The organism is Providencia sp. PROV003 (assembly GCF_045040775.1).
Classification (GTDB): Bacteria; Pseudomonadota; Gammaproteobacteria; order Enterobacterales; family Enterobacteriaceae; genus Providencia; species Providencia huashanensis.
The window spans coordinates 3,994,723-4,009,299 of record NZ_CP096369.1; the positions used below are offsets into that span (position 1 = coordinate 3,994,723).

Annotated in this window: 14 protein-coding genes and 1 riboswitch; of the genes, 4 read left to right on the top strand and 10 right to left on the bottom strand. The window is 40.0% G+C overall.

The features are described 5' to 3' along the window. The first annotated feature begins 6 nt into the window (after positions 1-6). Complete coding sequence (locus M1F14_RS18330; RefSeq protein WP_042846598.1) at positions 7-1,113, top strand: ABC transporter permease; 1,107 nt, start codon at positions 7-9, stop codon at positions 1,111-1,113. Between the two features lie 207 nt (positions 1,114-1,320). Here M1F14_RS18330 and M1F14_RS18335 read toward each other — a convergent pair whose 3' ends face one another. The 5 genes from M1F14_RS18335 to moaA all read right to left on the bottom strand — a co-directional run bounded on the left by M1F14_RS18335 (position 1,321) and on the right by moaA (position 4,343). Next, positions 1,321-2,028: a Bax inhibitor-1/YccA family protein gene (locus M1F14_RS18335; protein ID WP_042846599.1), complete on the bottom strand. Its 708-nt coding sequence runs from the start codon at positions 2,026-2,028 to the stop codon at positions 1,321-1,323. A 134-nt stretch (positions 2,029-2,162) separates the two neighbouring features. Continuing rightward, entirely contained in the window at positions 2,163-2,615 is a 453-nt protein-coding gene (gene moaE, locus M1F14_RS18340; RefSeq protein ID WP_042846600.1) for a molybdopterin synthase catalytic subunit MoaE, read from the bottom strand. A gap of 1 nt (position 2,616) precedes the next feature. Then, positions 2,617-2,862, bottom strand: a complete 246-nt coding sequence (moaD, locus tag M1F14_RS18345) for a molybdopterin synthase sulfur carrier subunit (RefSeq protein ID WP_042846601.1) — start codon at positions 2,860-2,862, stop codon at positions 2,617-2,619. After that, entirely contained in the window at positions 2,862-3,338 is a 477-nt protein-coding gene (gene moaC, locus M1F14_RS18350; RefSeq protein WP_042846602.1) for a cyclic pyranopterin monophosphate synthase MoaC, read from the bottom strand. The genes moaD and moaC overlap by 1 nt, the downstream gene beginning before the upstream one ends. Before the next feature lie 24 nt (positions 3,339-3,362). Then, positions 3,363-4,343, bottom strand: a complete 981-nt coding sequence (gene moaA / locus M1F14_RS18355) for a GTP 3',8-cyclase MoaA (protein ID WP_042846603.1) — start codon at positions 4,341-4,343, stop codon at positions 3,363-3,365. Continuing rightward, positions 4,333-4,472, bottom strand: a riboswitch (molybdenum cofactor riboswitch). It overlaps the preceding gene by 11 nt. A 651-nt stretch (positions 4,473-5,123) precedes the next feature. Here moaA and yvcK point away from each other — a divergent pair. The 3 genes from yvcK (at position 5,124) to glsA (ending at position 8,132) form a co-directional block, all read left to right on the top strand. Further along, positions 5,124-6,032, top strand: a complete 909-nt coding sequence (yvcK, locus tag M1F14_RS18360; protein ID WP_042846604.1) for a uridine diphosphate-N-acetylglucosamine-binding protein YvcK — start codon at positions 5,124-5,126, stop codon at positions 6,030-6,032. 188 nt (positions 6,033-6,220) lie between these two features. Continuing rightward, a complete protein-coding gene (locus M1F14_RS18365) occupies positions 6,221-7,153 on the top strand; it encodes an AEC family transporter (protein WP_129466766.1) in 933 nt (310 codons plus the stop codon). Positions 7,154-7,196: 43 nt separating this feature from the next. After that, on the top strand, positions 7,197-8,132 hold the full coding sequence (gene glsA / locus M1F14_RS18370; RefSeq protein ID WP_048606494.1) for a glutaminase A: 936 nt from the start codon (positions 7,197-7,199) through the stop codon (positions 8,130-8,132). Between the two features lie 82 nt (positions 8,133-8,214). Here glsA and uvrB read toward each other — a convergent pair whose 3' ends face one another. From uvrB to bioB, 5 genes are all read right to left on the bottom strand, one after another. Further along, on the bottom strand, positions 8,215-10,233 hold the full coding sequence (gene uvrB / locus M1F14_RS18375; protein WP_048606492.1) for an excinuclease ABC subunit UvrB: 2,019 nt from the start codon (positions 10,231-10,233) through the stop codon (positions 8,215-8,217). A gap of 628 nt (positions 10,234-10,861) precedes the next feature. Continuing rightward, positions 10,862-11,542, bottom strand: coding sequence for a dethiobiotin synthase (gene bioD, locus M1F14_RS18380; RefSeq protein WP_181469148.1), 681 nt, complete (start codon positions 11,540-11,542; stop codon positions 10,862-10,864). After that, the gene (bioC, locus tag M1F14_RS18385) at positions 11,535-12,320 is read right to left on the bottom strand and encodes a malonyl-ACP O-methyltransferase BioC (protein WP_071547845.1); all 786 of its coding nucleotides are present in this window, start codon (positions 12,318-12,320) and stop codon (positions 11,535-11,537) included. Before bioC ends, bioD begins: the two co-directional genes overlap by 8 nt. After that, on the bottom strand, positions 12,298-13,455 hold the full coding sequence (gene bioF / locus M1F14_RS18390) for an 8-amino-7-oxononanoate synthase (RefSeq protein ID WP_042846610.1): 1,158 nt from the start codon (positions 13,453-13,455) through the stop codon (positions 12,298-12,300). The genes bioC and bioF overlap by 23 nt, the downstream gene beginning before the upstream one ends. Further along, positions 13,455-14,492: a biotin synthase BioB gene (gene bioB / locus M1F14_RS18395; RefSeq protein WP_042846611.1), complete on the bottom strand. Its 1,038-nt coding sequence runs from the start codon at positions 14,490-14,492 to the stop codon at positions 13,455-13,457. The genes bioF and bioB overlap by 1 nt, the downstream gene beginning before the upstream one ends. Positions 14,493-14,577: the final 85 nt, after the last annotated feature.

The window sequence follows — 14,577 nt, forward strand, 5'->3', positions numbered from 1 at the left end:
GTCACTATGTTTTATCGCTTATACACCTTAATTATGAAAGAACTTCAATCATTACTTCAAGAACCACAGACGCGGATGATTTTGATTTTACCTGTGGTTTTTCAGATGATTTTATTTCCCTTGGCTGCCACATTAGAAGTCACTAATACCACGATTGCTATTTTTGACCAAGACAGTGGTAAACACTCTATAGAACTAACCCAACGGCTCGCCAAAGCCAGTGCTTTTTCTCATATTTTATTAGTGAAAAATGAGAAAGAGGTTCGCAAAGTACTTGATAACCGCCAAGCACTACTCGTCGTTCGTTTTAGCCAAAACTTTAGTGCTGATATTGCGACACAACAAAATGCCAATATGTTATTACTGCTTGATGGACGTAATTCAAATAGTGCGCAAATTGCTGCAAACTATGTTGAACAAATTGTGATGCAATACCAACAAGAATTGGCACAAACACAGGTCTCCCTCAATAACAGTGAATTAGTTGTCCGTAATTGGTATAACCCTAATTTGGATTATAAATGGTTTATCGTTCCATCATTAGTTGCTCTGATAACCACTATTGGCGTTTTGATTGTAACATCGCTGTCAATTGCAAGAGAACGCGAACAAGGAACCCTCGACCAACTATTAGTTTCCCCACTAACAACTTGGCAAATATTTATCGGTAAAGCGGTCCCTGCTTTGATTGTGGCTACCGCGCAAGCAACCCTAGTACTTGTCATTGGTATTTTTTGCTATCAAATTCCGTTTGCTGGCTCCCTGCTGCTATTTTATGCCACCATGTTATTTTATGGCTTGTCATTGGTCGGGTTTGGGCTATTAATTTCGGCATTATGTTCAACGCAACAGCAAGCATTCATTGGTGTATTCGTGTTTATGATGCCAGCAGTCTTGTTGTCAGGGTATATTTCCCCAGTTGAAAATATGCCAATTTGGCTACAAGAAATAACGTGGATTAACCCTATTCGCCATTTCACAGAAATAACCAAGCAAATCTACCTTAAAGATGCAGATTTCTCCGTGGTTTTTCATAGCCTTTGGCCATTATTTATCATTGCGATAATCACCAGTTCAGCGGCTTATTATTTATTTAGGAAAAAAATAGCGTGATCATAAAGATATAACATTACGTTTTAGAAGCACAATTGAACATGCTAGAGACACCAATAACGCCTTGAATTACAAACAAACTAATAATATTCAAATCATATTTTACGATAGTATTTAGATCAAAAAACCCTTGTTACCGAAGTAACAAGGGTTTTGAATTTTTACGGCTAAAGCGACCACATGTTAACTAATGGATAGAAACATGAATTATCGACGGTCACCGAAGATACGCAGTAACATTAAGAACAGGTTAATGAAGTCTAAATACAGAGATAATGCACCCATAATAGAGTACTTACGCATGGTTTCCCTGTCATCTTCATCAATTTGTGAACCCATTTCTTTCAGTTTTTGAGTGTCATACGCAGTTAACGCAGCAAACAGTAGCACACCACCGTAAGTGATCACCCAATACATCATTGTGCTTTGCAGCCAGATGTTAACTAAAGAAGCAACAACGATACCAATTAGAGCCATAAACAGGAAGTTACCCATCCCTGTTAAGCTACGTTTAGTGGTATAGCCGTAGAAGCTTAATGCACCGAACATCACTGCGGTAATTACAAACGTACCCGCGACGGATTCGCCCGTATAAGCAGCGAGGATCACTGAAATAGTTAAACCCGTTAGCAGTGAATAAAGCATAAACATGCCCGTCGCTGCCATTCCGCTAATTTTTTGCAGTAAGAATGATATCCCCATGACCAAACCAAGTTCAGCGATAATCATTCCAAAAAACAATACTTTATTCGTTGCAATGGTGTAATACAAACCACTGCTTACTGAATACCACGCAACAAATGCTGTCAGCAATAGACCGACTGTCATCCAGCCGTATACTTGCGACATAAATGCCTGAACGCCTGTATTGGCCCTCTGGACAAGAGAATCATTACGTTGATCAAACTGACCCATGATGGTTACCCTTTCGCTAAAAGAAAAATCGACCCAGTAAAAATACTGCAATCGGACAAAATTAACCAAAGTCTAACACATTATTTTGACAATACCATTCGGCAAATTCGTATTTTTTAGGGGAAAAAATGCGATTACCAACGGTTTGCAGACGTTTCATCGCTCTCTTTCGCTTCCACCCAGCGCTCGTTTTCTGGCAAGGTTTCTTTTTTCCAAAATGGGGCTTTTGTTTTTAAATAATCCATTATAAATTCAGCAGCTTGAAATGCAGCATTACGATGAGCACTGGTGACGCCAACAAACACGATTTCGTCTCCCGGTTGCAGTGTACCAATACGGTGGATAACACTGACCCTTTGGAGTGGCCAACGGCCTCTCGCCTCGGTGACGATGTTTGTTAAGGCTTTTTCAGTCATGCCAGGATAGTGCTCTAAAGTTAAGGCAGCTACACTGTCCCCTAAATTATGGTTACGAACCTTGCCTGTAAAGGTCACCACCGCGCCATCACTATCACATTCAGCAAGCCATTGATATTGTTCGCCAACACTAAAGTTATCTGTCTGTACTGCGATATGGGTATTTTCCATTTTATCCCCCTGTGACCGGAGGAAAAAATGCCACTTCATCGTTATCAGTAAGCGGATGAGTAAACGGAACAAACGATTGATTAACAGCCGCCAGTAACTTGCCATCCTCAAGTGCCAATGCCCAGCGTTCACCTTTTTGAGAGAGCGCGTAGCGTAAATCTTCAACTGTCTGATAGTGTTCAGTAATGTCTAAACAGTCTACCCCCACTAACTCACGTACTTGCGCAAAAAATAAAACTTTAATCATCATTCCACCTTAAAATGTCCAGACTTCCCGCCTGTTTTTTCTAATAAGCGAACAGGGCCGATGACCATGTCTTTTTGTACAGCTTTACACATGTCATAAATAGTCAGTGCCGCTACCGAAGCGGCGGTTAACGCTTCCATTTCCACACCAGTTTTACCTGTTAAACGACAGCATGTCTCAATACGAACACGGTTATATTGCTGCTCTGCAGTAAGTGTCACTTCGACTTTAGTGAGTAATAATGGGTGACACAAAGGAATAAGCTGCCAAGTATTTTTTGCAGCTTGAATACCTGCGATACGTGCCGTAGCAAACACATCCCCTTTGTGATGGCTTCCATCAACAATCATCGATAACGTTTCGGGGTTCATCGTGACATAAGCTTCAGCACGAGCTTCGCGGATAGTTTCAGTTTTTGCAGAAACATCAACCATATGCGCCTCGCCCGACGCATTGAGGTGAGTCAGTTGGGACATATTTTCTCCTAAAATCTAAAAGGGTTAACCGCCAATAACAGATAAATTTGGTGTAATGCCGCTATCACCCATATGTAGGAAATGAGTTTCACGTTTATGGTGTAACCCACGCTGTATGCGGGCTTTTAGGTCTTCATTTTGGCTATCATCTGCCAACAAATCCCGTAGAGGAACACCATTTTCACCGAATAAACATAAATGTAAATTTCCTAGTGAGGAAACACGTAGGCGGTTACAACTTTGACAAAAATCTTTTTCATACGGCATGATAAGCCCAATTTCACCTTGATAATCAGGGTGACTAAAGACTTGAGCTGGGCCATCGCTACGAGAGCGAGGCAACATATACCAGCCCTCTTCAATCAAGCGAGCACGAACCGTTTCACCGGAAACATGGTAACGTTGGAAGATATCGCTGCCATCCCCCGTTTCCATTAACTCAATAAAACGTAATTGAATTGGGCGATGTTTAATCCAATTTAGAAATGATTTCAACGCAATATCATTGATATTTTTCATCAGTACGGCATTCACTTTGACTTTCTCAAAGCCTGCTTCAAAAGCAGCATCAATGCCTTTCATCACTTGGAAAAATTTATCTTGCCCTGTAATTGCAGCAAATTGACGAGGATCGAGACTATCGACGCTGACATTAATCGCGTTCAGACCAGCCTCTCTCCATGTTTGTACATCCCTCGCCATGCGGTAACCATTAGTCGTCACCGCTATTTTTTTGATGGCGTCATTTTCATTAATTGCGGCAATAATGTCGCTGAAATCTTTACGCATTGTTGGCTCACCACCAGTAATACGCACTTTTTCCGTTCCCAGTTCAGCAAATGCTGTACTGATGCGACGTATTTCATCTAGTGTTAGAAATTCATGGCGGCCACTGGGTTTATAGCCATCAGGTAGGCAGTATGTGCAACGAAAATTGCAAACATCTGTTATAGAAAGCCGAAGATAGTAAAATTTCCGGTCATATTGATCGACGAGTTGTTGCATAATCACACCTTTCCAAATACGGGAGATGCAGACATTTCTATCTTACACCCTGGTGGCTGTATGCCACGGCCAGTGCATCATATTTGTTTATGCAAACTTAGACGCAAAGGCTAGGAGTTTTATTTGGAACTTAGCCGCTGATTTTGAAAAATAAAATTAGCCACTCTGTTCACTTAATTTCTGTATGGATTCTAGCTGATAGAAATTGAAAAAGCGAATCAGAATTCGATATATATTATATTATACATCGACTTACATAAGATGAGGTAATTGATTCGAAGCCATTATTATTACTGATAATTTTTTGTTTTGAGCTATAACAATGAATACAATTTCTCATAAAATGATTAACACACCTTATTATTTAATTAAACATTTATTGATGTAGATCTAAAATAAGAGCCCAGTTCGCCATTAAACCAGTGTAAACAAAACTCACACGGCCATTTAATTGCAATTCAATACCTCAAATGCAGTTGCAATTATGTTATGACTCCCAATACCGAAGCCTATCATTTCCAGTTTAGTACGATTTATAGCAAGATTATCTGGTGTATTTTTCCGCATTAAGCACACTTCAATACGGAATGTTCTCTTTTATTGTTTTTTATCACAGTACTTAAGCTAAGAATGATGTTTTATGATAGATTAATGCCCAATTTATTTAGAACCCTTTTTAAGTACAGCATAAAAAATAGCAGTGGCATATCGGATGAATTTTGCCGTTGTAAACGATTTGGTTATTTTTTGGTGCTAAAAATTAATTGATATAGGAACACTATGCCGAATTGCAGTCTGGCGGATCTCAGGCATGTTGTCGCTCTCGGTGGCGGGCATGGGCTTGGTCGCGTGATGTCTTCTCTTTCCTCTTTAGGTTCTCGTTTAACCGGCATCGTTACCACCACTGATAATGGCGGTTCTACGGGTCGAATTCGTCGGTCTGAAGGTGGGATCGCTTGGGGAGATATGCGTAACTGTTTGAACCAATTGATCACTGAGCCTTCAATTGCTTCTGCCATGTTTGAATATCGTTTTAGTGGTAATGGTGAGCTATCTGGCCATAACTTAGGTAATTTGATGCTAAAGTCATTAGATCATCTGAGCGTGCGACCTTTGGAAGCCATTAATCTCATCCGTAATATGCTAAAAGTCGATGCGCAGTTAATCCCGATGTCAGAATCGCCTGTTGACTTAATGGCTGTTGATGAGATGGGTAATGAGGTTTACGGTGAAGTGAATGTCGATGCCCTGAGTGAAGTCCCGAAAGAACTTCGTTTATATCCAACAGTCAAAGCGACAGGCGAAGCTTTAGAGGCTATTCACCAAGCTGATTTGATCATCATCGGCCCCGGTAGTTTTTTTACAAGCCTGATGCCACTCTTATTGTTAGAAGAAATTGCAAGTGCATTGCATGAATGTAAAGCACCAATGATTTATATTGGTAACTTAGCAAAAGAAATAAGCTCCCCTGCCGCTAACCTTTCTTTACCTGAAAAGTTACAAATGATGGAGCATTATATTGGCTGTAAAAAAATCGATGCATTGATCCTTGGGCCACGCACGCAAATAGATAATATTAGTGGAGAGCGTAAAATCATCCAACGTGTTCTTGAGGCAGATGACATCCCTTATCGTCACGATAGAAAGCTACTATTACAAGCCATTGAGGCTGCCATCCAATTAATTTAATTAAGCATTTAAGAATTTAGTTCCTCTTTTTAAGGAGGAATTAAATTCTATTCCTAAAAACTTCGTAATTATTTTTCTCTTTTCCAAGGTTTTCATCTATATTATTAATATATGATTTTATAAAGATAACTTTTTAATATTTATGACTAGCAAAATGTGGTTCCATATAATGCCATTGAGGAACGTAAATGCTAAATGATTATTCAAATATTTTAATTCTTTTTCTGATTGTTGGGATAGGATTTATTTTAGGTAAAATAAAGTGGTTCAATGAAAATAGTAATAGTGCAATGACAAAGTTATTACTTAATATCACATTGCCTATAACGCTCATTTTATCTATCACTACTGACTTTTCAAAAAAAGAATTTTTAACATTAATTCCAGCTATTATACTCCCATTTAGCACTATTTTACTGTTAATGTTAATTTCCTTTATAGTTGCTATTATAATGAAAATCCCAAGGGGAGAACATGGCTTATTTATTGGCCTTTGCTCGATGAGTAGCACTGTTTTTTTTGGTATTCCAATCACAATGGCCGTTTATGGTTCCCATCAATTACCTTATGCATTAATGACATACATAGCACAAACCATTATCTACTGGACATTAGGCATCTATTTACTTAAGAATGATAATAATACCGAAAAATTTAACGTTATAGATACAATAAAAAATATTTTCACACCGCCTCTAATCGCATTTATTATTGGTGTATTTCTATTATTAACTCATATAAAGATACCCAGTTTATTAACATCGTTTTTTGACTATTTAAATGGCATGACTTCACCTCTCGCAATGCTGATTATTGGGGTCATCATTTATCTTACTGGCTTAAAAACATTAAAAATAACCATACCTATTATAGTGATTATTATTTTTAGGTTTATTGTTACACCTTTAGTTGTTTTATTACTTGGCCATTTATTGAATATGCCAATAATGATGATAAAAGTCACAATACTAGTCTGTTCACTACCTATTCCAAATACGACTGTTATCTTAGCAAATAAATATAAAGCCGATATAACACTTGCAACACAAGCTTTAACATTTTCTATTCTTACTTATTTATTATATATCCCTGTTATTTTATATTTTATCCATACAATATAACTGAGCTTAATAATTAACTTATATTTATTAAGGAATAACACTTATGCTAGATCTAAAAAAAATGCGCGTTACTGTCGAAGATATTTACCAAGAATTCCGCCATGATACGGAAGGAGCAAATGCAGACTATATTCCATTTTTAGCCAAAATTGATAGTCAACTTTGCGCATTAGCCGTGGTGACGGCTCAAGGGGATATTATTTCAGCAGGTGATACCCAATACCGTTTTGCTATTGAATCGATTTCTAAGGTGTGTACGCTCGCCTTAGCACTCGAAGACTTTAGCCCTGATGTAATTCAAGAAAAGTTAGGGGCATCTGCGACAGGGTTGCCTTTTAATTCTGTGATGGCATTAGAATTACATGGAGATAAACCTTTGTCCCCCTTAGTCAATGCAGGTGCAATTTCAGCGGCAAGTATTATTAAAGCGCAATCAATAGATGAGCGCTGGCAACGTATTTTAGAGATGCAACGAAAATTAGGCTCTAAAGAGATTACTATTTCTGAGGAATTAAACCAGTCCGAACAAGCGACTAATTTTCATAATCGTGGAATTGCTTGGCTATTATATGCCGCTGGCTACCTTTATTGCGATACAATGGAAGCTTGTGATGTATATACTCGTCAGTGCTCAACACTTATTACCACGGTAGAATTAGCCACTATGGGTGCAACTATTGCAACCGGTGGGAAAAACCCAATAACCAAAGAGCAAGTCCTTAACCCTGATAACTGCCCGAAAATACTCGCTGAAATGACCATGGAAGGGATGTACGACAGTTCAGGCAATTGGGCCTATAACGTTGGGCTACCTAGCAAAAGCGGAGTCGGAGGCGGTATATTAACGATAATACCTGGAGTGATGGCAATTGCGGCATTTTCTCCACCTTTAGACCCAATAGGAAACAGCGTTAGAGGGCAAAAGATGGTCGCAAAACTCGCCAAAAGTTTAGGCTATAATTTATACAAATGCCGTTAGCCTATAATACCCCGCCTTGATTGAACAGCCCCGCTGCCAATAAGCGGCGGGGTAATCTTAACAAATTGTTTTTAATCAATATTTATGAGTTAGCAATAAACTGAGAGCGTATCGCTTGCAGTTCATCTCGCACCCTTGCCGCAGCTTCAAACTCCAAATCTTGCGCGTGTTTATACATTTGGGCTTCGAGTTGCGAAATGCGTTGTTCCAACTGTTTTGTCGACATAGATTGCACATCAGCCATAACATCATTTTTGATGTTATCTTTGGCTCGATTCTTGCCCTTGCCCCCCACTTTGTGACCAATTTGCAAGATATCGCCGACTTTCTTATTAAGCCCTTGTGGAGTAATGCCATGCTCTTCATTGAAAGCCATTTGTTTAGCACGGCGGCGTTCCGTTTCGGCAATCGCTTTTTGCATTGAATTTGTGACCCTATCGCCATACAGAATAGCTTTACCATTCAAGTTACGGGCGGCACGGCCAATAGTCTGAATCAATGAACGCTCTGACCGCAAGAACCCTTCTTTATCTGCATCCAGAATAGCGACAAGAGACACCTCAGGCATATCGAGGCCTTCTCTTAATAAGTTAATACCAACCAACACATCAAACTCACCAAGACGCAAGTCGCGAATAATTTCAACACGCTCAACTGTATCGATATCAGAATGGAGATAACGTACTCGTTCGCCATGTTCCTCAAGATATTCGGTTAAATCCTCTGCCATCCGTTTTGTTAGCGTAGTGACTAACACCCGCTCATTTTTCTGCACACGAATACGAATTTCAGAAATTAAATCATCAACTTGAGTTGCAACAGGACGAACTTCAATTATTGGGTCAAGTAACCCAGTTGGGCGAACAACCTGTTCGATAACCTCATGACCAGATTTATCAAGCTCATAGTTACCTGGTGTTGCAGAGACATAGATTGTTTGAGGTGCCAGTGCTTCAAACTCTTCAAAGCGCATTGGCCGGTTATCCAATGCGGAAGGTAGACGAAAACCATATTCAACCAGAGTTTCTTTTCTCGAACGGTCACCTTTATACATCGCCCCAATTTGCGGGATAGTAACGTGAGACTCATCAACCACTAATAAACCGTCAGCAGGGAGGTAATCAAATAAGGTTGGAGGGGCTTCACCCGGTGCTCGCCCTGACAAATAACGTGAATAGTTTTCAATCCCTGAGCAATAACCGAGCTCATTCATCATTTCTAAATCATACTGAGTGCGTTGAGTTAACCGCTGCTCTTCTACTAATTTGTGGTTTTCCAATAGAACTTTACGTCTATCAACTAACTCAACTTTTATCTGTTCCATCGCTTCAAGAATACGTTCTCTCGGCGTAACATAGTGCGTTTTAGGATAGACGGTGAAACGAGGAACACGGTGTTGGATTTGACCGGTAAGTGGGTCAAACAAGGATAACCTTTCGACTTCGTCATCAAATAATTCAACACGTAAAGCATATTCATCTGATTCAGCTGGGAATATATCAATAACTTCACCGCGTACACGGAACGTACCACGGGTAAAGGCTTGGTCATTACGTGTATATTGTAGATCTGCCAAGCGACGGAGAATCGACCGTTGATCAATAATCATACCGTCCGTCAAATGCAACATCATTTTTAAATAGCTATCGGGATCACCTAACCCATAAATAGCAGATACCGAAGCGACAACAATGACGTCTCGACGTTCAAGTAAAGCCTTAGTCGCAGACAAACGCATTTGCTCAATATGTTCGTTAACAGAGGCATCTTTCTCAATAAAGGTATCCGAGCTTGGTACATAAGCTTCTGGCTGATAATAATCATAGTAAGAAACGAAGTACTCAACCGCATTTTCAGGAAAAAACGCTTTCATTTCACTGTAAAGCTGAGCCGCTAAGGTTTTATTATGCGCCATCAACATGGTTGGTCGATTTTCTTTTGCGATGACGTTAGCTATCGTAAAGGTTTTCCCCGAACCTGTTACCCCTAATAGGGTTTGATGAGCGAGACCATCTTGTAGCCCTTCCCTTAATTTTCGAATAGCTTCAGGCTGGTCCCCCCCCGGTTGGAAATCAGAATGCAGTTTAAAATCCTTACTCATATTAACGCCCCTTAGCTTATCTCTTGCGTTATAATACTGGATAAAAAACCAGCTTCAAGCCCTGAGATGAAATTTTCTGTAATTAACCATTCCAATAAGTTTATAAAAATGTTATCCCCAAAAAAGTACTTGACCTTTTCTAAACTTTATATTTTATGCTATTGCCTTTTTGCGCCCTATGTTAAATACAAATTGAAGGCTTGATTTTATTTAACCAATTGAATTTAAAATAAATTAATTTCGAGTCCAGATTCACATCAAATAAAGGCAAAGCCGCTTGTCACCTAGCATAGAACTTGTTTTATAACGTTAATACACAAGGTTATCCACAGAAATAGTGGATAACTCTTGAAGCCCTTAGGGCTCATGCTTTCACGCAATATCTAAAATTTGTTAAATGATAGCTAAATGACAATAAGATGGCAGTTCGATGAAAAAATTTTTACGTAGTATCCGCTACGAAAAAGGGATTTTATCTTTTTTACGAAGATCCAGCAGGTATCTCAGGTGAAAAACTTGACAAAATTTAGGTTGATCACGTTAAAAAGATCGCCAATATAATTAACAATTATTACAGCCCACTATCGCTTTCTATATAGGGGCTGATTCATCATTTTAAAATGTTTGATCAAGATGTTAGTAAAGAAAGATCTAAAAACTGCCCCAATGAGCAGCCCATTATATCTTTGCGATGCGGGATCACACCTAAGCAAGGTGCTTTAATCATATGTTTAAGTGTCTCTAAATACTGTTTTTGGTAATTCCCAGGGGGTTCTACCTCATTAGCAACCCAACCAACCACTGATAAGCCTGAAGCGATAATCGCTTTCATCGTTAATAATGCATGGTTAATACAACCTAACTTAACGCCCACAACTAGAATCACTGGTAATTGCTGTTCGATAACCCAATCAGCGTAAGTCTGTTCATGGGATAACGGTGTATACCAACCACCAGCACCTTCAACTAATACCCAATCCGCTTGCGATTGTAGATGCTGTAAGCCTTTATTGATCACTGAAAATTCGATCGGTTGCTGCAATTTATCACTAATTATATGCGGGGATGTTGGTGCTTCAAATACAATCGGATTAACTGCGCTATAAGGTAATGTTAACCCGCTATTTGCTTGCAATAGTAATGCATCACTATTTCGTAAACCATGTGGTGTAATTTCACTGCCTGATGCAACTGGCTTGTAACCTGCTGTTTTAACACCTTGGCAATTTGCAGACTGCAATAAAGCACAGCTTACGACCGTTTTACCAACTTCGGTATCCGTTCCTGTTACAAAATACGTTTTAGTCACGATAAAGTACCCCAAATACCGTATAATAAGTTAAAGGTAACCCTTGTTCTGTTATCGGATATACAGCCGCAAGCTGTTTTAGGCGCTGGCGTGTCATTAACCCCGTTTTGCGCCCAGCGGTTAAATGAGTTGCCCCTATCCCTTTTAATGAATGAAGTAACTCTGTAATTCCAGAAAAATACAATGTATCTTTTTGAATAGTTAGCTGATTTCTCCATCTTTGGCAGCTATTGCGCATTTGCTGAACTCCCAAAAACACATTAACATGAGGAGCATCATCTAATGCTTTCCAAGCGCTCGATAATTCACTTAATGAATGTTCTCCCAGTGTGGTAAATACCACTATTCCCCCACGTTTAGTCACACGGTATAATTCGCTTAATGCTTGAGTGATATCTTGGCACCATTGGAGTGCTAAATTGGAAAACACGACATCAACACTTTGATCCGCTAATGGGATCGTTTCTATATCTGCACAGATATAATGATCCGCAGCACACTTCCCTTCTGCAACATCTAACATCCCTACAGAAATATCTAACGCTGTGACTTGGTAACCTTGAGCTGTAAGTTTTTGACTGAAATACCCCGTGCCACACCCCGCATCCAACACCCGTAATGGTGCTGAATGTGCCATTAATGCTAATTCGGATGTCAATTGCTTCAACAGCTGTTCTCCTGTTGCTTGCTGGTAGCTAGCAACAGAATCGTAATTTTTCGCAGCGCGGCCAAAAGCAGCCGCTATTTTATGCTTTTCACGACATAGAGACGAAATCATCTAAAGTCTCCAATAATTGATCAATATCTTGACGTCTATGGGCGGCACTTAATGTGATCCGTAGCCTAGCACTTCCCACTGGCACTGTGGGTGGGCGGACCCCGTGAACCCAAATATTTCTATTACGCAAAAAATTTGCGAGTTGTTGGCTAGCTTGGTTATCACCAACAATTAATGGTTGGATAGCCGTCTTTGAGTCGGCTAGTTTCATCCCATTGAAATTCGCATTATTTCTAAAGTATTCGATATGTTGGTTAAGATTAAAACGCGCTTCATCTGCTTGCTTGATTTGTTGCATCGCCGATAAAATGGCGACGGCCTGTGCAGGCGGCATTGACGTGCTATAAATTAAGTGGCGTGCAGATTGCACCAAAAAGTCAGCGGTTTGCTGGTCACAAAGTATTGCTGCCCCACTTAAACCGAATGCTTTACCAAACGTCACCACTAAAATTTCAGGCTTAACTCCCTGCTCAAAGCAGCTTCCACGTCCTTGCTCACCTTTAACTCCAATCCCATGAGCATCATCAACCATCAGCCAAGCTTTGTGTTTTGTGGCGATTTGTTGTAATTGTCGCAAAGGCGCACTATCGCCATCCATGCTGAATACCCCTTCAGTGACAGCAAGAGTTTTCCCTGTAATAGGCTTAGTGATTAGATGTTCTAGAGATGATGTATTATTATGATGAAAGCGACGTAATTTAGCCCCTGAATGCATCGAAGCTTCGATGATTGAAGCATGACTTAATTTATCTGCTAAAATACGGTCGTTTTGTGTCATCAACGCCGTGATCACAGCATGGTTGGCAGCAAAACCCGAAATAAACAACAGTGCCTTTGAATACCCCAACCACTCAGCAAGTGCCGTTTCGAGCTCATCATGTGCTTTGGTGTAACCAGTAATATGGCCTGAGCCACCGCTACCGACCCCATATTGATTTGCTCCTCTTTGCCAAGCTGCAACAACCTTAGGATGGTGAGTTAACCCTAAATAGTCATTGGATGAGAAGTTAAGATATTCTTTGTCTGCCAGATAAAGTGACCGGCCATCAGCCCGGTCAATACATTGACGTTGCCGCCAGATCGACGCTTGTTTACGCTGTTCAATCTGTTCTTCGATGAATGATTGCCAAGACATTATACAACAGCGTTATAAAATTGTGGGTTATCTGCGGTTAGCAACGTTTCGGCTAGTTTAGCCGCTTGCTGGTTATCTCCCTCATCCGTTTCAATTCGCTCTGGGTTAATGTTTAGTTTGTTAAACAATGCGAGGTCTTTGTTCTCGTCTGGGTTAGGCGTTGTCAGTAATTTACAGCCGTAAAATACTGAGTTCGCTCCAGCCATAAAACACAGCGCTTGAGTCTGCTCATTCATATATTCTCGACCAGCAGAAAGCCTCACATAGGAGGTTGGCATCATGATCCGAGCCACTGCGATCGTGCGTATAAAATCAAAGGCATCAACATCTTCATTATCCGCCATCGGCGTCCCTTCGACTTTCATCAGCATATTGATGGGAACACTTTCTGGGGGCTTTGGTAAATTGGCAAGTTGCACTAAGAGTGCAGCACGATCACTCACTTTTTCCCCTAACCCTAAAATCCCGCCTGAACACACCTTGATACCCGCATCACGCACATTTTCTAAAGTATCTAAACGGTCTTGGTATGTACGTGTTGTAATAATATTGCCGTAATATTCAGGAGAAGTATCAAGGTTATGATTGTAATAATCCAAGCCTGCTTCTGCTAAACGCTGGGCTTGGGTATTATCAATCATTCCAAGTGTCATACAGGTTTCCATCCCTAACGATTTAACCTCTTTAACCATCATTTCAAGATAAGGCATATCCCGTTCTTTAGGGTTACGCCATGCAGCCCCCATACAAAAACGCGTTGAACCTGCTTGCTTCGCTTTCTTAGCTGATTCTAAAACTTGTTGTACTTCCATTAAACGCTCAGTTTCTAGCCCCGTTTTATAACGAGCACTTTGAGCACAATATTTACAATCTTCGGGACAAGCCCCTGTTTTAATTGATAGAAGCGTACTCACTTGCACTTGTTGGGGATCAAAATTTTGCCGATGAATTTGCTGCGCTTGAAATAACAAGTCAAAAAAAGGCATTGAAAACAGTTCATTAGCTTGTTTTATTGTCCACTGTTTTAATTGGCTCACGGGAACTCTCCAGTTGAAAAAGTTGTTGCCAGTTTAAATATTGCGATTATCATGTCAACTAAAATGATCATAAAAAGTTGACGAA

Coding starts and splice junctions, on each gene's coding strand:
- M1F14_RS18330 (WP_042846598.1), top strand. CDS start 7: ATGTTTTATCGCTTATACACCTTAATTATGAAAGAACTTCAATCATTA.
- M1F14_RS18335 (WP_042846599.1), bottom strand. CDS start 2,028: ATGGGTCAGTTTGATCAACGTAATGATTCTCTTGTCCAGAGGGCCAAT.
- moaE (WP_042846600.1), bottom strand. CDS start 2,615: ATGGAAAATACCCATATCGCAGTACAGACAGATAACTTTAGTGTTGGC.
- moaD (WP_042846601.1), bottom strand. CDS start 2,862: ATGATTAAAGTTTTATTTTTTGCGCAAGTACGTGAGTTAGTGGGGGTA.
- moaC (WP_042846602.1), bottom strand. CDS start 3,338: ATGTCCCAACTGACTCACCTCAATGCGTCGGGCGAGGCGCATATGGTT.
- moaA (WP_042846603.1), bottom strand. CDS start 4,343: ATGCAACAACTCGTCGATCAATATGACCGGAAATTTTACTATCTTCGG.
- yvcK (WP_042846604.1), top strand. CDS start 5,124: ATGCCGAATTGCAGTCTGGCGGATCTCAGGCATGTTGTCGCTCTCGGT.
- M1F14_RS18365 (WP_129466766.1), top strand. CDS start 6,221: ATGCTAAATGATTATTCAAATATTTTAATTCTTTTTCTGATTGTTGGG.
- glsA (WP_048606494.1), top strand. CDS start 7,197: ATGCTAGATCTAAAAAAAATGCGCGTTACTGTCGAAGATATTTACCAA.
- uvrB (WP_048606492.1), bottom strand. CDS start 10,233: ATGAGTAAGGATTTTAAACTGCATTCTGATTTCCAACCGGGGGGGGAC.
- bioC (WP_071547845.1), bottom strand. CDS start 12,320: ATGATTTCGTCTCTATGTCGTGAAAAGCATAAAATAGCGGCTGCTTTT.
- bioF (WP_042846610.1), bottom strand. CDS start 13,455: ATGTCTTGGCAATCATTCATCGAAGAACAGATTGAACAGCGTAAACAA.